15 protein-coding genes and 2 pseudogenes are annotated in these 18,650 nt (G+C 41.6%); 9 read left to right on the forward strand and 8 right to left on the reverse strand.

Going from position 1 to position 18,650, the window contains the following annotated elements; translation table 11 throughout:
- Position 1 precedes the first annotated feature (1 nt).
- Positions 2-2,173, reverse strand: a complete 2,172-nt coding sequence (locus C3F22_RS08575) for an AmpG family muropeptide MFS transporter (protein ID WP_414631434.1) — start codon at positions 2,171-2,173, stop codon at positions 2-4.
- A 178-nt stretch (positions 2,174-2,351) separates the two neighbouring features.
- Here C3F22_RS08575 and C3F22_RS08580 point away from each other — a divergent pair, with 178 nt between their 5' ends.
- On the forward strand, positions 2,352-5,003 hold the full coding sequence (locus C3F22_RS08580) for a Lon protease family protein (protein WP_104426305.1): 2,652 nt from the start codon (positions 2,352-2,354) through the stop codon (positions 5,001-5,003).
- 85 nt (positions 5,004-5,088) lie between these two features.
- On the opposite strand, the gene grxD is transcribed toward C3F22_RS08580, so the two are convergent.
- A complete protein-coding gene (grxD, locus tag C3F22_RS08585; RefSeq protein ID WP_004782624.1) occupies positions 5,089-5,430 on the reverse strand; it encodes a Grx4 family monothiol glutaredoxin in 342 nt (113 codons plus the stop codon).
- Positions 5,431-5,590: 160 nt separating this feature from the next.
- On the opposite strand from grxD, the gene C3F22_RS08590 reads away from it, so the two are divergent.
- Positions 5,591-6,802 carry an aspartate aminotransferase family protein gene (locus C3F22_RS08590; protein ID WP_104426306.1) on the forward strand — a complete coding sequence of 404 codons (1,212 nt, stop codon included), beginning with the start codon at positions 5,591-5,593 and terminating at the stop codon, positions 6,800-6,802.
- 57 nt (positions 6,803-6,859) lie between these two features.
- Here C3F22_RS08590 and C3F22_RS08595 read toward each other — a convergent pair whose 3' ends face one another.
- The 3 genes from C3F22_RS08595 to surE form a co-directional block, all read right to left on the reverse strand.
- Entirely contained in the window at positions 6,860-7,789 is a 930-nt protein-coding gene (locus tag C3F22_RS08595) for a LysR family transcriptional regulator (protein WP_104426307.1), read from the reverse strand.
- A 91-nt stretch (positions 7,790-7,880) separates the two neighbouring features.
- Positions 7,881-8,720, reverse strand: a complete 840-nt coding sequence (locus tag C3F22_RS08600) for a peptidoglycan DD-metalloendopeptidase family protein (RefSeq protein WP_104426308.1) — start codon at positions 8,718-8,720, stop codon at positions 7,881-7,883.
- Between the two features lie 107 nt (positions 8,721-8,827).
- Positions 8,828-9,604, reverse strand: a complete 777-nt coding sequence (gene surE / locus C3F22_RS08605) for a 5'/3'-nucleotidase SurE (RefSeq protein ID WP_104426309.1) — start codon at positions 9,602-9,604, stop codon at positions 8,828-8,830.
- A 109-nt stretch (positions 9,605-9,713) separates the two neighbouring features.
- Between surE and C3F22_RS08610 the strand changes: the two genes are divergently transcribed.
- The 4 genes from C3F22_RS08610 to C3F22_RS08625 all read left to right on the forward strand — a co-directional run bounded on the left by C3F22_RS08610 (position 9,714) and on the right by C3F22_RS08625 (position 12,536).
- A complete protein-coding gene (locus C3F22_RS08610) occupies positions 9,714-10,085 on the forward strand; it encodes an MCR_0457 family protein (RefSeq protein ID WP_104426310.1) in 372 nt (123 codons plus the stop codon).
- 159 nt (positions 10,086-10,244) lie between these two features.
- Positions 10,245-10,625, forward strand: coding sequence for an MCR_0457 family protein (locus C3F22_RS08615; protein WP_004782633.1), 381 nt, complete (start codon positions 10,245-10,247; stop codon positions 10,623-10,625).
- Between the two features lie 128 nt (positions 10,626-10,753).
- The gene (gene dacC / locus C3F22_RS08620; protein ID WP_004782636.1) at positions 10,754-11,902 is read left to right on the forward strand and encodes a D-alanyl-D-alanine carboxypeptidase PBP5/6; all 1,149 of its coding nucleotides are present in this window, start codon (positions 10,754-10,756) and stop codon (positions 11,900-11,902) included.
- A gap of 103 nt (positions 11,903-12,005) precedes the next feature.
- The gene (locus C3F22_RS08625; protein ID WP_104426311.1) at positions 12,006-12,536 is read left to right on the forward strand and encodes a gamma carbonic anhydrase family protein; all 531 of its coding nucleotides are present in this window, start codon (positions 12,006-12,008) and stop codon (positions 12,534-12,536) included.
- A 39-nt stretch (positions 12,537-12,575) separates the two neighbouring features.
- On the opposite strand, the gene C3F22_RS08630 is transcribed toward C3F22_RS08625, so the two are convergent.
- Positions 12,576-13,091: a DUF1543 domain-containing protein gene (locus C3F22_RS08630; protein WP_104426312.1), complete on the reverse strand. Its 516-nt coding sequence runs from the start codon at positions 13,089-13,091 to the stop codon at positions 12,576-12,578.
- 356 nt (positions 13,092-13,447) lie between these two features.
- Here C3F22_RS08630 and C3F22_RS08635 point away from each other — a divergent pair.
- Positions 13,448-13,984: pseudogene (locus C3F22_RS08635) on the forward strand (ATP-binding cassette domain-containing protein); the annotation flags it as partial.
- Positions 13,985-14,026: 42 nt separating this feature from the next.
- Here C3F22_RS08635 and C3F22_RS08640 read toward each other — a convergent pair.
- Entirely contained in the window at positions 14,027-14,773 is a 747-nt protein-coding gene (locus C3F22_RS08640) for an IS5 family transposase (protein WP_104426314.1), read from the reverse strand.
- 77 nt (positions 14,774-14,850) lie between these two features.
- Here C3F22_RS08640 and C3F22_RS08650 point away from each other — a divergent pair.
- Positions 14,851-15,891: pseudogene (locus C3F22_RS08650) on the forward strand (ATP-binding cassette domain-containing protein); the annotation flags it as partial.
- Between the two features lie 66 nt (positions 15,892-15,957).
- Here C3F22_RS08650 and C3F22_RS08655 read toward each other — a convergent pair.
- A complete protein-coding gene (locus C3F22_RS08655; RefSeq protein WP_104426316.1) occupies positions 15,958-17,892 on the reverse strand; it encodes an acyltransferase family protein in 1,935 nt (644 codons plus the stop codon).
- A gap of 271 nt (positions 17,893-18,163) precedes the next feature.
- On the opposite strand from C3F22_RS08655, the gene C3F22_RS08660 reads away from it, so the two are divergent.
- Positions 18,164-18,649 (forward strand): NUDIX hydrolase, encoded by a 486-nt coding sequence (locus C3F22_RS08660; protein ID WP_005234974.1) that lies wholly within the window; start codon positions 18,164-18,166, stop codon positions 18,647-18,649.
- Position 18,650 lies beyond the last annotated feature (1 nt).

Raw genomic sequence — 18,650 nt, forward strand, 5'->3', positions numbered from 1 at the left:
ATTAATCATCCTTATTTACAGATTGTTGTTGGTGTTCACCGAGTAATTTTGCCACCCAAACCACCAGAATCAGGATTGGAATCCCGATTAAAGTGGTCATCAGGAAGAAATTCGGATAACCGATATTGGTCACTATAGTACCTGAATATCCACCTAAAATCTTAGGGGTTAAAGTCATGAGTGAGCTAAAAATAGCATACTGAACAGCGGTAAAGGACACACTGGTCAGACTGGACAGGAAAGCAATAAAGGCTGCACCTGCGAGACCTGCAGCCAGATTATCGACAATAATTGCAAAATACAGCCACCATGAACTATAAGGTTTAATCACTTTACCCTGAATTTCGACATTCTCACCAGTTCCAATTGTAATTGGCTGAACATCGATATCCATCGGATTGGCTTGGGTCTGCGACAAGTCCACAGCATATGAATGCTGCTGGGCAACTATCGGATGCTCTTGCTGCATTAAGCTTGCATTGATTTGCTTCACAGGTGCAGCAATCAGTTTTTCGGCAGGAATAGCAGCACTAAAGACACGTCTTTCATCCAGCTTGGCTTCGAATTTATCGCCATTCAGCTCTAATACAATTTTTTGCTCTGCAGTTAAATCCGGCCCTAGATACTGACCGCGAACCACGATGCTATTTTCCTGTTCATTGGCACTGATCAGATTATCTGTGGTAACAGGCAGAAGCTGTAATTGTGCTGCTTTCGAATCATTCTGTTGCAGATAAGGCAGGTTGACTTGTACTGCATCTGCCGGATGATTCAGATAATGTGCACGAACCTGAATCTGTTCGGCCTCTTTAAAAGCAGTATTGGGTACATTCAGTTTCCAATAACCGACTTCATCTGTATCTGCCCGAAAGGTTTGCTGACCTACCTGAACTTCGACCTGCCCCAGCTTTTCACCAGACTTCACTAAGCCAATAAAAATCAGATTGGTTGAACAGGCCAGAATCGCGCCTACAAACATCAGTTTCATGATGTTCATTTTCTGGGCCAGCAAGCCACCTAAAAAACCGCCAAGCAAGGAGAAAATTACCCCATACACTTTCACAGCTTCAGCAATCTGCTCCTTGCTAAAATTTAGATCCTGATAAAACACATTGGAAATCACACCGGCAATAATATCGGAGACCCGATAGAAACCGATCAACAATAACAACACCAAAGCCAGCTTTAAGCCATAGCGATCAAAGAAATCTGCTACGGGATTGACCCAGGTTTCGAATGCCATCTGCTTATTCACAGCACCCATTTTGACCAGAATCGTACCCACACTGAAAGCAACAGCACCTGACCCGATAAAGCGTAAAGCCTCAAAACAGAACAAGGCAAAAGTATCCTGAATTGCCCACTGTTCAGTGATACTCGATACCAAGTCACCGGAATAGACATAACTCAGCACAAAACTGATGACAGCTACGAAAAACACGCCAACCAAGCGGAAATAATCACTGCGCTGGTAATCTTTACGTATCCGATCCACCTGAGGCTCACGGATGACCAGTGTAGTAATAATCCCAACCAGCATAACCGCTGCCATCGCCAGATAAGTCCATTTCCAGGCATCATAGATATAATTGCCTTTGGCCGTGCCTAAATATGCCGCCAGAAACAGAGCTCCAGCGCCAGCCACAATCATCCCGATCCGGTAACCCGCATTATAGGTCGATGCCAGTACGGTCTGCATCTGAGTTTCGGCCAGCTCAATACGATAGGCATCAATGACAATATCCTGCGTTGCAGCCGAGAATCCCAGCAGGACTGCACCTAGTGCCATCTGCTGTAAATGTGCCTGCCCCAATGCTGGATCTGAAAAAGCCATAATTGAAATCGCAGTTACAATCAGGATCTGAGCAATCAATAGCCAGGCGCGCCGGCGACCCAAAGCTTTGGTCAGAAATGGGAGAGGTAATTCATCAATCAATGGCGCCCAGACAAACTTAAATGAATAGCCTAGTGCAGCCCAGCTAAAAAAAGTCACCGCACTTTTACTGATTCCGGCTTCACCGAGCCATAAAGACAAACTGGAAAAGATCAAAAGAATCGGGACACCGGCTGAAAATCCGAGAAACAGCATGATCAGGGCACGTCGATCCAGAAATGCTGTAAATGCGGATTTCCAACCCGTCGTTTGTGTTGTCATTGCTTTGTTATTTTCCACGAAAACCAATTGCTGCTATTCAATCCTTTAATAACGTATCTTTCAACAAAATTTATATATTTCTCGCATACCCGATTTTTTATTTTGTGGCAAAACTGACATGTTGGCTTGAATTTTTCAAGTAAATCTGTATACCTTAAACCTTATCCACGTCATATTTCGTTTTGGACTTTCAACAGTGACTCAGAGACTCGATCAAATTCATTCTTCAATTTCAAGTAATACAACTATATCTCAACAAAACATCAGCTCCGACCTACTTATCTCAGCCTTTGAACAAAGCGAAATTACACCAACCCTTGAAAAGACATGCCTGAAACCGGCACAACTGACGCGTATTGCCGATCCGGATAAAATCCCGGCATCGACCAAGCGAATCAAGCCTTTAAATAATTTTCTAGGCCAGGACCGTGCCCGTGCTTCGGTTGAAGCCGGTATTGCCCTGCCATATTCAGGCTATAACATCTTTGCGGTGGGTACAGCAGGACTCGGCAAACGCACTATGGTAAAGCGTTTGTTGCAACAGCATGCCAAAACCATGCAAACGCCTAATGACTGGGTCTATGTCAATAATTTTCAGAATCCTCGTCAGCCTATCGCACTCGAATTTCCAGCCGGTCAGGGACCCAAGTTTCAGACGATGCTGCATCAAAGCTGGCAATCCATTCTAAAACAGCTGGAGCGCCGTTTTACTGCAGAAAGCTATCACAACCGGATTGAAATGATTCGTCAGGAAACGGGTGATGAACAGCAACTCGCACTGATCGAATTGACCCGTGAAGGTGAAGAACTCGATCTGAAATTGATTTCTCGCAATGATGAACATTGTTTTGTACCGATTCATCTGAAAGATGACAAAGTACAGGAAATGTCTCAGGAAGATTTGAATGCTTTAAGCAATAAAGATCGTGCTGAAATCGCGTCAAACATGCGTTACATGGACAAGAAACTGGAACGCCTGGGCCTTCATTTGGGCGATCTGGAAGATGATGCGCGTGACCGTGTTCAAGTGCTGAATCGTGATATTGCCAAACAGGTAGTGATGCCACGCGTTGAGCAGATGCTGACTAAATTCAAGCATGTCAAAGGTCTGGAACAATATCTGAAGCAATATGCTGAAGACATTATTAATAATGTTGAAATTGTACTGGAACAGGAAGAAGACGATTTTACCCCTGCCCAGTTCAGCCGCGTACCAGCGCGCTTCCAGGCCAATGTGATCGTCACCCATAAGCCAAATAGCGCTGCACCCGTTATTTTTGAAGATTTCCCGACGCATTACAATCTATTGGGTCATGTAGAACAGCTGACCCAAAATGGCACCATTACTACAGATTTCACGCTGATCCGTCCCGGCTCCTTGCATAATGCCAATGGCGGTTTCCTGATGCTTGAAGCTGAACAGTTACTGGAACAACCTTATGCATGGCAAGGTTTGAAACGTGCCTTGAAATCTGGGCATCTCAAGCTTTCATCTTTAGAGCATATGCTGACTCTCACCGGTAGCATTTCCATTGAACCAGCTTCTATTCCGCTGAATATCAAAGTAGTGCTGCTGGCAGAGCCAGAAATTTATTATGAAATTCTGGAACTTGAACCAGAACTAGGCAGCATCTTTAAAATCCGTGCTGATTTTACCGATACCTTGCAACGTAATGAAGAAAATGAGCAAGCCTATATGCAGCTCATTGCTGACTATGTGCAATCAGATAAATTATTACCATTTGACCGTTCTGCATTATCTGCCCTGCTGACCGATTCAAGTCGTCAGGCTGAAGATCAGAGTTCCCTGTCACTACATGCATTAACGCTGGGCGACCTGATTCGTGAAGCACATCATCATGCATTCGAAGCGGGTGATAAGATGGTGTCAGAAAAGCATATCAATACCGCACTGGATCATCGTAAATATCGCTTAGGCTATTTACGTGAGCTATTCTGGCAAGATCTGACCCGTGGCACTCAACTGATTGAAACTCGCGGTCATCGTCTAGGCCAAATCAATGCGCTGTCTGTGATTCATTATGCAGATGTTGAATTTGGTCTACCTTCACGCTTAACTGCTTCTGTATATCAAGGTGGCGGTGATATTCTGGATATCGAACGTAGTGTAGAACTTGGCGGTTCTTTGCATGCTAAGGGCGTGCTATTGATGGCCTCTTTTCTAAAAGCCCATTTTGGTCGTGAACAGACCCTGCACTTCTCTGCCGCTTTAGCTTTCGAACAAAGCTATGGTCAGGTGGATGGTGACAGCGCGACAGTTGCTGAACTTTCAGCGCTGATTTCTGCGATTAGTCAGTTACCGATTGACCAGTCCTGGGCGATTACCGGTTCTATGAACCAGCTTGGTCAGGTACAACCGATTGGTGGAGTTAATGCAAAAATTGAAGGTTTCTTCGATGCCTGTAAGCTGCAAGGCCTGACAGGTAAGCAGGGTGTGATTATCCCACGACAAAACATGCAGCATCTGATGTTACGTAAAGATGTTATTGCTGCAGTCGAAGAAGGTCAGTTCCATATTCATGCCATTGATAATATCGCGCAGGCTTTGGAAATTCTGATGGCACGTCCGGTCGGGACTATGGACAAGAAAGGCCGTTATAGCAAAAACTCGATCTTTGCTGCTGTGATGGAACAACTCGAATACTGGCAAGCCATTGAAGATGGTGCCGAGTTTGAGGAAGAACCTAAGAAAAAGAAAAAAAAGAAGAAAAAGAAAAAAGATAAGGCGCCTATAAAGGAAGTTCTGACCGATCCAGATACCTTAGCTGAGGCCTTGGTTGCTGAATCAAAAGAACTGGAAAAATCTGAGGATCAGGCAGAAGATTAATTCTGCCCCCCTCCTCACTATTCACCCATAAAAAAAGCGCTTCTTTCGGAAGCGCTTTTTCATATCTATCAGTTTAATCCAAGGATTAAGCTTCAGGTGCTGGACTGTATTGCTCTACTAAAGGCTGTAATTCACCTTTTTGGAACATTTCTAGGATGATGTCACTACCACCGATCAATTCACCATTGATCCAAAGTTGTGGGAATGTCGGCCAGTTCGCAATTTGTGGCAAAGTTGCACGAATATCTGGGTTTTCCAGAATATTAACATAAGCAAATGGACGACCAATTTGACTGAGTGCTTCTACCGCACGTGCAGAAAAACCACATTGTGGAAATTGTGGTGTGCCTTTCATATAAAGAAGTACTGCGTGCTTGGCAATTTGGTCACGAATTAACGCTTCGGTATCGCGTGCTTGTTCAGTCATTGATAAATCCTCAACTAATCTGTCTCGCATTATACCCAAAACAGAGAAAAACAGTACGTCTAAAGTAATAAATCCATTTTTATTTACAATTACCCTTTAAATCTGACCAAGTTTTTGCTTATATAAGTTTTTCTTTCCACCTAACAGTAAAGAGTTAGTCATGAACAATATTACCCTCGCTCCGGTACAAACTGATCAACCTTCACATTTGATGCCAGTCTTTGGTCGTCAACCGATCAGCTTTGTCCGAGGACGAGGTGCATATCTTTATACCGAAGATGGTACAGAGTATTTAGATGCCTTAACTGGGATCGCCGTTTGCGGTTTGGGTCATGCTCATCCAGTGATTGCTGAAGCAATTGCGGAACAGGCTGCAACCCTGATTCATACCAGTAACCTGTTTGAAGTGCCTTGGCAAACTGCTGCTGCACAGAAACTGGCTGAAGTCGCTGGCATGGAAGAAGTTTTCTTCTCCAACAGTGGTGCAGAATCCAATGAAGGTGCGATCAAAATTGCGCGTAAATTCGGTCATATGCAAGGCATTGCAACACCAAAAATTATTGTAGCTGACAAGTCTTTCCATGGCCGTACGCTGGCAACCCTGTCTGCAACAGGTAACAAAAAAGTTCAACAAGGCTTTGGCCCATTGGTTGAAGGCTTTATTCGTGTACCTTTTGGTGATATTGAAGCCATTGAAGAAGCTGCAATTAACCATCCGGATATCGTGGCTATTCTGGTTGAACCGATCCAAGGTGAAGGTGGTGTCAATACAGCACCGCAAGGCTTTAGTTACCTGGAAGAAATCCGTCAGATCTGTAATCAGCACAACTGGTTGATGATGCTGGATGAAGTACAAACAGGTAATGGCCGTACCGGTAAATATTTTGCTTATCAGCACACCAATATTGTGCCCGACGTATTGACGACTGCTAAAGGTCTGGGCAATGGCTTCCCAATTGGTGCCGTGATGACTCAAGGTCGTGGTGTCGGTGTTTTAACTGCGGGGAATCACGGTTCGACTTATAGCGGTACTGCATTGGGTTCACGCGTGGTTTATACCATCATCGATATTATGCAAAAAGAAAATATCGTAGCCAATGCCGCTGAAAAAGGTGCATATATTGTTGAGCAGTTACGTAACCATCTTGCAGATCATCAAGTGACTGTACGCGGATTCGGTCTGATGATTGGGATTGAGTTGCCTAAAGACTGTGGTGAGCTGGTGGATATTGCACGCGATGAATACAAAACCATTATCAACGTGACTGCAGGTAATGTCGTTCGTCTGTTGCCTACCCTGAATATTACACAGGAACAGGCCGATCAACTGATCGAGCGTTTAGTGAAAATGATCAAGGCCTACCTTGCTTAAGTCTATCTTGAAAAACAAAAAAGCCGCTTTAAAGCGGCTTTTTTGTTTATAGGGAATTTATGATGCGACTTGCAACAAACGCCCACCAGAGATCTGGCTAAAATATTGTTTCAATGCATCCAGACAGCGCAGGACTTTAGTCGGTTGCTGTTCTCGATTAGGCATAACTGCATAAAGGGTGACTGGCGGAAGTTTCCATTCAGGCAAGACTTCAATCAGTGAACCATTTAATAAATCTTTTTTAACATCAAGATATAAAATCTTGGCAACCCCGTTGCCTTGCAGACACATGGCTTTTGCAACCAAGCTGTTATTGGTACTAAAGCGTGAGCTTAGTTCAAATTCAACCTTTTCTGTGCTATGCACATGCTGAAAACTGAAATTCTGATGATTTTTAATATGCGTTAAAGGCAAAACATCATGGTGTTTCAGGTCTTCAGGACGCGAGATAATTGCGGTCTGGTTAATATAGCTTGGCGCAGCAACAAGAATCTGTTCAATCTGCATTAATGGCACAACCTGAAGGTTGTGGTCATCATCGTTCTGGTCAAATCGCAGGGCAATATCAATACGCCCTTCCAACAAATCAACCTCATGATTGTTTGTTTCCAGGTGGACTGTCAGGCCACGGTGTGCGGACATCCAGTGAGAAAGTGCAGGAATCACATGATTCGCACACACTTCCGGTAAGGATACAATACGAAGTTCACCAACAAGATCGTCACGTAACTCGTTAATGCGAACCTTTCCACGCTCAGCAGCAGACAACATTTCCTGGCAGCTGTGAAAAAAAGCTTGTCCCGCTTCGGTCAGACTTAATTTTCTCGTAGAACGATTTAGAAGTACAACTTCCATATCCTGTTCCAAAGAGCGAATTTGTTGACTCACGGCGCTGGTTGTAATCCCTAACTCACGTGCAGCACCGCTAAACGAGTTCTTTTCCACAACACAAGCAAAGACACCCATTGCTCGAAGTTGATCTAACATAAATTCCCCTCTAAACTTATGAGATGCTTCATCTTTTGATAAAAGCAACTCATTGTATTATACGGTGAAATTTACGTTTTGCATTATTTATTTAATTATTTGGTAAAACTGTTGTTGGATTAATCGGTTTTCCGTCCAAGCGAACCTGAAACTCAAGCATAGTGCGGGTTGTACCAGTCGCCCCCATCTCGGCAATTTTTTGACCAGCCGTTACATTTTGGCCACTTTTCACGCTTAATTTGCTGTTATGCGCATAAGCGGTGATATAGCCATTAATATGTTTAACTAGTACCAGATTACCATATTCCTTCAGGCCATCTGCTGCGTATACCACCTGCCCATCTGCTGCAGCAAAGACCGGATCTCCGACATTACCGCCATAACGGGTACCTTTGATATTTGCGGCCAGATCATAGTTTTGTAATACCGGACCATTTGATGGCTTGACCCAACGTAATCCTGCTGCTGTCGATACTGGGGTAATCGGTGCGGAAGTAGTGGTGGCAGGTTTTGGCGTAGTCTTAACAGTTGTTGGAGCGGGAGTGGTTGGCGCTGGAATCGCAATCGTTTGACGCTGAATCGGTGAAGCTTGGGTAACAGGTTGAGTCGCTGTAGTACGGCGAGCGGTAGTGTTATTTTTCAGGCGAATCGACTGACCCACATAAATACGATACGGCGGAGCAATATCATTCATCTCTGCCACACTGATATAGCTCAGACCATAACGTGCAGCAATGCCACTCAAAGTATCCCCAGAGCGTACCGTATAGAAGTCAGGCGCTGCGGCATAGCGGGTCATATTATTGACCTGAGGTTTAGTGGCACAACCAGTAATAATCATTGTGGAAACAACCACAGTGGACAAAACCAGAGTTTTGATGAAGCTGGATGGTGAAGCATGAATGAAGTATTTCGGTGACACCAAGGACATTATCTTCCTCTCTAACATCTATACGGTTGCAAAAACCCAGTAAGATTAGCAAAGTTTTACTACAATATACTTGTAAGCTTTCATTTTTCACAAACTTATAACATTCATTAGATTTTATTTAGAATCTGGGCTTGCAAAGTGTGAAGTGTGTCATAGTTTGTGGCATCCATCTGAATTGGCGTCACGCTTACATAGCCATTGGCAATTGCAAAAAAGTCTGACTCGATTTCAGTTCCTTTATGTTTTGGCATTGTGACTGCTTCACCCGATAGCCCAATCCAGTAAACCTGGCGACCACGTGGATCTACATGACTGGTAATCGGCTTGGACTGGCTACGACGTCCCTGAAAGGTCACTTTAGTTCCTTTCAGCTCAGCCATATCAGGAATATTCACATTAAAAATATGACGATCAGGCAAAGTCGGCAAACCTGCCGCAATAAAATCATGTACCCATTGCGCTGCAATGCGATAATCTTCTGGCAAGGTATAAGATCGAACGTTTTGCCCACATAGAGAAACTGCCAATGCAGGTTGTTTGGCCAGACGGCCTTCAAATGCAGCCCCCACCGTCCCTGAGTACAGCACATCATCTCCCAGATTGGCACCACTGTTAATGCCGCTGACCACCAGATCGAATTCAACATCAAATAAGCCGTTCATGGCCAGATAGACACAGTCAGCCGGCGTGCCATTAACCGCCCATACATCGGGAGAAATCTGGATCGGTCTTAATGGTCGGTCTAAAGTCAGTGCACTGGAAAATCCGCTACGTTCACTTTCTGGGGCTACCACCACAACGCGTCCTAAAGGTCTCAAGGCTTGCGCCATTGCCTGTATACCCGGTGCAAAAACGCCATCATCATTGGAAATTAATATATTCACTGCAAAATCTCGTTGAGCTAAAAAAATGACTCACTAGGACATTTCATTGTATTAGTTCAGGAATTATATATATTTGTAGCACGATATCCATTAATACATATGGCTTAAGATGATGAAAAAATTCTCTCTTTGGGGTGCTTTGGCTTTAAGTTTGGCAACTTTTGTTTCTCCTGCAGTTATTGCCAATGATTTGACAGCTGAAGAAAATGACATGATCGTGAAAGAAGATGTTGCGTCTGCACAGGTAATGATCGAAGTATGTCCAGGCATTATTGGGCAGAATGCAAAATTCGATACAACGATTCAGCAGCTGATTCAATCTTATCTAAAAGAATACTCTGACAAATCGATGACATATCAAAAGCTTCAGGCAGACAGTGAATACAAGACTGTGCTTGAAGAAGCACGTCAAGGCGCAAAACAGACTGCAAAAGACGAACAAAAAACAGCGTGTGAAGACATTTTAGCCTATCAGGAATAAGGTTTTTCTCACTGAAATGAGACGATGCCAGCATCGTCTTTTTTCTCTTACACATTTCTTCATAATTCTACAGCTTCACTACATTTCCCCTCTTTTCAATTTTAAAAATATCTTTAAGCTAACAAATTATTGTTCTACATGTAATTTTTGAGTTTTTTGATGAAACATACATTAATTAAAAGTTTAAGTTTATCTGTTGTTGCTGGTATGACACTTTGGGGCAGCTCGGTTTATGCAGCAAATGAAAATATTGAAGTCACCCCAAGTCAGGAAATTACCAAGCAAGAATTGGCTGCGATTTATGTCCTTTCTGAAATTTGCCCAAGCATGGTCAAAGACAAAGCAAAATTCAATCAGGGTTATAACCAGCTCGTGACTGAATATTTGCCGGGTCAAAAAAATCCGGTTGAACGCCTGAATCAGATGGTAAAACAGTCAGATTTCCGTAACATTCTGGCCGAAGCACAGAGCGACGCCAAAAAGGCTGGCAAGAAAAAGAATCAGGCCATTTGCAATGAGTTGGTGAGCTACAGTAAATAATCCACTTTTTGAGTGATTGCTTACAATACTTTTGAAATAACCCCGGGTTTCCCATAGAAGTCAGCCTAGCTTTGTCCTAAAATGCTAGGCTCTTCGTGCTTACATCAAGATATTGGAACCCACTAGAAATGACCCAAAAAACTGCCCTTGCTGCATTATTATTAATTCCTAGTTTTAGCTTTGCAGCAACTGTCTTATCTGCACCACCAGAATTGAATAATAAATCTTATGTGCTAATGGACTACGAGACAGGGCAAATTCTCGCATCAAAAAATGAAAATGAAAAATTAGCCCCTGCTTCAATGACCAAGATGATGACCAGTTACATCATCGAGCAGAAGTTATTAAGTGGTGAGCTGACTGAAGATGAACAGGTTCGCATGAATGAATCTGCATGGTGCCGTGGTAGCAGTGCAGAATCATGTATGTATGTGCCTTTAAACGGTACGGCGACTGCACTAGAAATGTTGCGCGGAATTATTATCCAGTCCGGTAACGATGCGTCTAAAGCGATGGCTGAACATATTGCAGGGAACGAGGGTACCTTTGCACATATGATGAACCAGGAAGCGAAACGGATCGGCATGACCAATACCAGCTTCATCAACTCGACTGGTATGCCAGCTGAAGGCCACTATTCGACTGCGAAAGATATGGCAACTTTGGCTCAGCACATCATCAAGGACAGTTCAAAATACTATCCAATTTACTCTGAAAAAGAATTTACTTTTAATGGGATTAAGCAAGGTAACCGTAATGCCCTGCTCTATACTGATCCAAGTGTAGATGGTCTGAAAACTGGTCACACCGATGAAGCCGGTTACTGCTTAACGACTTCTTCAAAACGTGGTCCGACTCGTCTGATTTCAGTGATTTTCGGTGCACCAACCATGAATGAACGTGCATCACAAACACGTGAACTTCTGGCTTGGGGTTATGCAAACTTTGAAACCAAAAATGTTCAGCCAGCTAAACAGGTTCTAGCCAAGTCTAAAGTCTGGTTTGGTAAGGAAAATGAAGTTCAGATCGGTCTTGCAGAAAACTTTAACGTGACTATGCCTAAAGGTCAGGCCAATGCCATTAAAACTCAATTGGTCGTTCAGCCTAAACTGACTGCACCTTTACAACCAGGTCAAGTCGTAGGTAAATATGTGGCGACTTTAAACGGCAAAGTGATTGCTGAGAAACCACTTGTTGCACTAAAAGCAGTTGAAGAAGCTGGTTTCTTTGCTCGTATGCTGGATCATATCAAACAATTTTTTAGTAACCTGTTCTAATATTTATTATCAATATTAGATCTTACTAAAGCGAAAGCACACATTCATCGAATGTGTGCTTTTTTATTTTATAATACTTATAAACTTTCAGGATGATACTGACATGAGCCAAAACATTCGCCCTTATCTTGATACTCGCCCGCAAGTCGCTGACTCCTGTTATATCGATCCGATGGCGGTGATCGTAGGTGATGTTGTTTTAGGCGAAAATGTATCTGTGTGGCCTTTTGCTGTAATTCGTGGTGATGTGAATCATATTCGTATTGGCAAGAATTCGAATGTACAGGATCATTCCATGTTGCATGTGAGTCATAAAAAGGCGGATAAACCTGAAGGTTCACCACTGATTATTGGTGAAGATGTGACAATTGGTCATCATGTAAAATTACATGGCTGTACCATCGGTAATCGTGTTTTAGTGGGTATCGGTACAATTATTCTGGATGATGTAGTTGTTGAAGATGATGTGATGATTGGAGCAGGTTCACTGGTACCACCGAATAAGGTATTAGAAAGTGGATACTTGTATGTAGGCAGTCCAGTCAAAAAAGTGCGTCCACTGACTGAGAAAGAAATAGCTTTCTTGCCTTATTCAGCACAGAATTATGTGAAAGTCTCAGGTCATTACAAATAAATAGACAAACTAAGGCTACTTTATGTAGCCTTATCTTAATTAAGGAATAACCACATAATCGTTCTTAAAACTATTGGCTTCAAAGTCTCCCTCTACTAGATGTACAAATTTCTGGTCAATCTTGTTCAGTTCTAAGCAATCATCTACATCAATCACGGCATCGGTATGAGGTTTAAACCAGGTCTTTTCAATGGCCAGCTTGCCTTGTGCTTTAGCCTCAGTCTTATTCTTAGCAGCAACTACCAGATATTTATGGATTTCACCAAACTGATCTGGCACATAAGCACCCAGATTGATCAGGAATAGTTTTAAATCCTGTTTTACAGGTATGTCCGTCACCTGAACCTGATAATTCAGATCCTGATAGTTGACACCATTGATCGTCATCCAACCATCGACATGCAGGCCTTTTTGCACACCAAACCATTGTTCCTTCAGATATGGAAAAGCTGTCTTAATATCTGAACTAATGACCGGAACTACATCATGTACTTCTACATTGGCTTTTTCATGCTTGCCGCCCAATAAAGTAATGTAGAGCTTAAGTTCAGACATAAAAAAATCCTTTAAAAGCAAAATAGAGAGACTTTAGCCGCATAGTGTAAATGAAACTTACTCGTTCAACTTCAAGTAAATCATCTCATATTCTTAAAATCCTGAAATTCACTTAAATCAGCATCAATATATTGGATAAAAAATCCTAATTTGATCTATTTTTAAGCAAGATTATTTGTATTAAAATAAGGTCCGAATTCCCCTTCTCTTATAAGTGAGTCACGCCAATGAAGTAAGTCTATTTTTCTCATCAACGATTATTTTTAGATTGATGTGCAAAATAGATCGTCTAGCTTGATCTTTTCTAGAAAAAATCTCTTGTTTATTTTGTGCATCCTGTATTTATGAGGTTATTTATGACTCAACAGGCATGTGTAATATCCAATCTGACTTTAGAATTCCCGTCCAAAGTCATATTTCAGAATTTAAATTTTACCCTTCCTAAAGCTCAGGTCAGCGCTTTAATAGGCCGTAATGGACAAGGTAAGTCTTTGCTCATGCAGCTTTTGCATCAGGATCAGCATTCTTCTCCACATTTTTCAGGCCAAGTTTCCTGGCAAATGCATCATGCCTATCTACCACAATTGCATCGGTTAAAGGCAGCCACAATTGCTGAAGCACTCGAAGTAAGTCAATTACATCGTGCTTTTAAAAATGTTGAACATGGCACAGCCAGTTTTGAGGATTATGAGCTACTTGAAGACCACTGGCACTTGCCGCATGAATGGCAGCAACTGTTGAGTTCAGCGCAATTGCCCACCGATCTGGACTTTCCCGTGCAATATTTGAGTGAGGGCCAAAAGACCAAACTTGCTTTGTGTACTTTATTTTTAAAGCCTGAACATTATTTATTGCTGGATGAGCCAAGCAACCATCTGGATCGTGAAGCACGGACATAGTTAGGGTCTGTTGACATTTACTGTTCATAATTAAACCTATAAAGGTAGCCATAAAAATATACAGGCTAAGGCAACAGCACTTTGATAATTTCTTTTGAGCTTGTCATATCGAGTAGCTATTCCTCTAAATTGCTTTAATCTACAAAACATATTTTCAACTAAATGCCTGATTTTATATAAATACCAGTCCATATGATCATTGTTCGATTGGCTATTTATTCTCCTTGGTATATTCGCTTTTGTTCCTGTTTTTCTGATCTGTTCACGCAGTGGTTCTGAATCATAGCCTTTATCTGCGCAGACCACTTTTGTCTCTTTTAAGTCTAATGTTGATATTAAATCAGGTGCAACTTTGACGTCATGTGTGGTTCCATCGGTAATCATGAAATCAATAGGATTGCCATTTGCATCAACAATCAAATGTATTTTTGAGGAGTTTCCTCCTACACTTTTAGAAATGGATTGATTCGCTATACCGGCAGAATGTTGATGAGCACGTACGTGAGAGCCATCAATAAAAATCCACTCCATATCGGGGCATGATGCTAATAATTTGAATAATCTAAGCAACTTACCACTGCTTGACCAACGATTAAAACGTTTGAAAATAGAGTTTGATTGACCGAAATAGGAAGGAATATCTCGCCACGGACAGCCTGTTCTAATTCTATAGAGAATAGCTTCAATAAAATTACGTAAATTTGAGTTGTGATGAATAGATAAATTACGCAAAATAGTTTTCAACTTTTGCCAGTGTTGATCTGTCAGCATGGTACGAGGCATAGCGAATAGTAAAATTGGGTTTGGCGATTTGATTTTACTACTTCGCTATTTTTTTAAGCTAAAAGTGTCAACACACCCTAATAGAGTATTTAAAGTTACATCCTGCTGGTGCGTTGATCATTAGTCATGACCGGACTTTACTAGATCAGGTTGATCATATTTATTATTTAAATGAGCATGGATTACAGCACACTACTGGAAACTATGCGGAGTTTTTTGAGCAATATCAGAAAAATGTCGCTTCACTCGAACAGTCAATTCAGCAGAGTCAGCGTGATATTAAACAGATGAAGCACAAGCAACATGACGTTTTAATGAAAGCACAAAAGCGGGAACGTGCCGGAAACAAATTACGTGATTCGAATTCCCAAGCCAAAGTGCTTTTAGACTTTAAAAAGAAACAAGCTGGTCAAAGTATAGGTAAAGTTCAGGCACAGCACCAACGGCAAATTTCCAATGAACAATCTGAGTTAAAAGTTCAAAAGCAGCAACTTGAAAAGATAAAACCTCAGCTATTTCAATTTCCAGACCTTAAACTACAATCTGGTGAAATTCTGCGGGTTAAAGAGTTAAAGCTTCCTTTTGGTACTCCACATCCTGTAAATCTCGCTTTAAACGCCGGTGAAAAAATCCATATTGTAGGCCGAAACGGAAGTGGTAAATCCACTTTACTGAAACTGATCGCCCAACAAAAGCAGCAACCTCTGGATCAAATCTTTTTGGCACGAAACTGTTTTTATCTGGATCAAAATTTTAGTTTTCTCAATGAAGCACTAAGTGCAATTGAAAATTTAAGGCAGATGAATCCTGATATTCCGGAAGTGGAATGGCGTAATTTATTGGGCCAACTTAGAATTCGTGGTGATAAAGGTACTTATCCTTTGCCTCAGTTAAGTGGTGGTGAAAAACTCAAAGTAGTATTACTAGGTCTCAGCCAAGTCTCTCCTCACCCCAAACTTTTATTATTGGATGAGCCAGAAAATCATCTGGATATTGAGTCTAAAGCTTCGTTGGCAAGTGCAATTCGGTCTTATAAAGGCGCTGTGATTTTAGTTTCACACGATGAACAGTTTGTGCGTGATTGCGTGATCACTGAAGTGTTCAATATGAATGAATAATTTTGATTAAACTTATATACGTAAAAGCCACCTCAATGGGTGGCTGATCAATCATAGGAAATAAGCTTATTGTTTTGTAGCCACACCCTGAAAATATAAATTTAATAAGTATTTTGACAGTATGGTATTCCCCACAAATAGAGAGCCTGATTCACTTAAATGACCATAATCTACCTGGAGCAGGTCTTCTCCTTGAGCTGCCCGAATCCGACATTTGTATTGCTGCTGAACATCATCTTTTTTACATAGATGATCAATAAGAGATATATAGGTAATTCCCTGAGGATATTGTAATTTTTTCATTTTCTCGTCTACTTGAACTGCTCTTAAATCCAGTCCGGCATCAAATATAAAATCTTCAGCACTATTCCAGTTTTTCGGTTTCACCATCACTTTCGGAAGTGAAGGTTTCCATTGTGAAATTGGCCCCACAATGACGATATTGGATACGCCAAGTTGAAGTAAACTTTTCCCGATATTTTCCCAATTGGTTTCGTCGTGTTTCAGGGCTTGGGTGATAAGCACAATTTTGGGTTTCAGTTCTGCGATGCTCTTTAGTGCCAGTTTATTGGAATAGTCACAGGCTTCTTTATAAGCTCCTTTATGATAGTTGATCTCGGTCAGCGATGCCCGGCAAATGGAGGAGGTTTTCTGATAAAAAGGGATATCATTGGATTTCAGTAATGTCCTCAGCCCTAAAGAAAGTGCCTCAGCATGAGAATCTCCCCATAAGAACACCCCACCTTCCTTTTGTTTCGTGATACAGATTGGATCAGGATCATAACTATTATGCTCAGTCAGGCTCACGTAAGTATCACATTTCAGCCAATATGCATCCCTTAAATTTTTGAATTTCTCATTATAATAATCTAAAAATTTTGCCTGTTCTGAGGCTGCACCTTGGCGCAGATCTGTATTAAAACCATTAAATATATTTAAAGTAACGCCTAAGCTCATGAGCACTAGAGAAAAATAAAGCGGTTTTATACGATAAATATCTTTCCACTGATGGTATGAAGGTAATTTAATCTGCTCAATATACTTGTAGCTCAGAAAACCTAACACTATAGAAAGTGCTATTCCGGCATACACATAATATTCAGGCAATGAGTAGATATAGATCAGCACAACCAAAGGCCAGTGCCATAGGTAAATAGAATAAGACCAAGTCCCCAGCTTTTGAAATACAATATTATTGGTAAGAACACTGTCATGTCGATGTGCCTGAATCATCAGGAAGGTACCGATAACAGGAAAAACTGCCAGATAACCAGGCCACAAATCTTCTGCTGAAATGAAGAAATAGGATCCCAGAATAAGTGCCAATCCCGTTCCTTCCAGCAACCTTTTCTTATTTTCCTGCAAGGCCAAAGGGTAAAGATAAGCAATTCCCCCGATCATCATTTCCCAGGCTCTGGTAGGTAACAGGAAATAAGCCGGATTTGGCCATTTGTAGGTAGCGATCACAGACAGAATGAATCCTAAAATTGTTCCTGCCAGCAGCACAAATTTCATGGTCTGGATAGACATGAACTTGCGCATGGCAATGAGAACAAGCGGATAAATCATATAGAATTGCCATTCCACGGAAAGTGACCAGGTATGTAATAACCACTTTTCGTGAGTACCTGCCTCAAAGTAACCGGATTCCTTCCAGTAACTGATATTGGATAAAAAAGTCATGCTACTCGCGGCATGCTTACCCAATAACTTGTAATCAAAAGGCGTCAGATAAAACCAGCCAAAAATCATTAATACCAGACAAAGCACGGCCAAAGCTGGAATAATCCGATTCGCACGAGCCACATAAAATTTCAGAATAGAAAATTTTTCATGTTCTAAATCTTTAAATATGATTCCAGTCATTAAAAAGCCTGAAATCACAAAGAAGACATCTACCCCAACAAAACCGCCAGGCATCCAGGCCGCATTAAAATGAAATAGCATGACTGAAATCACTGCAATTGCTCTGAGGCCATTGATGTCTGTTCTGAATTTCATTGGAATCCTGTCCTATAAAGCCTGTTATTTATTCTAATTGTTATGAAATACTGCTAATTTTTATTAAATTTTATTTTAAATCAAATTCTTATATTAAAGCATAGAATGCAAATATTGCTGTTTTAGTATTTTATGCACTCATTATATTCTACGCTTTCTTTTTCGCCAAATACATTTATTGTTAATCATCTAAATTAAAATCCCGAGTATCAACATAGCCACCGCCGCCTAAATTTTGTAGAATACAGTTTTTATTCCATGGTGCTCCTCTATGACCGCTTGGACTGCTCACGTCACTGTCGCAACTGTCGTCGAAAAAAATGGAAAATTCCTGTTCGTTGAAGAACATACTGAAGGTGTTACCCATACCGTATTCAATCAACCGGCAGGCCATGTGGAGGCAGGTGAAACCATTGTCGAAGCAGCCATTCGTGAAACTATGGAAGAAACCGGTTATCAGGTCAATGTTACTGATCTGATCGGCATCTATACCTATACCCCGCCGATGTTCCCGGATCGTACCTATTTCCGTTTCTGCCTGAGAGCAGAAGCCGTCAGCCATGATGAAAATGCTGAACTGGATACCGGTATTGTCGGTGCAGTCTGGATGACGCTGGATGAACTGGTTGAAACCGCACGTGCTCGCAGCCCATTGGTGATTAAAGCCGTGCAGGATGCCCAAGCTGGCAAACACTATCCTTTATCGCTCATTTACGAGCACCAAAATTCTCCCTTAATTTCAAATTTGGATGCCTAAT

Origin of the sequence: Acinetobacter sp. ACNIH1, assembly GCF_002934695.1 — a bacterium.
GTDB lineage: Bacteria > Pseudomonadota > Gammaproteobacteria > Pseudomonadales > Moraxellaceae > Acinetobacter > Acinetobacter variabilis.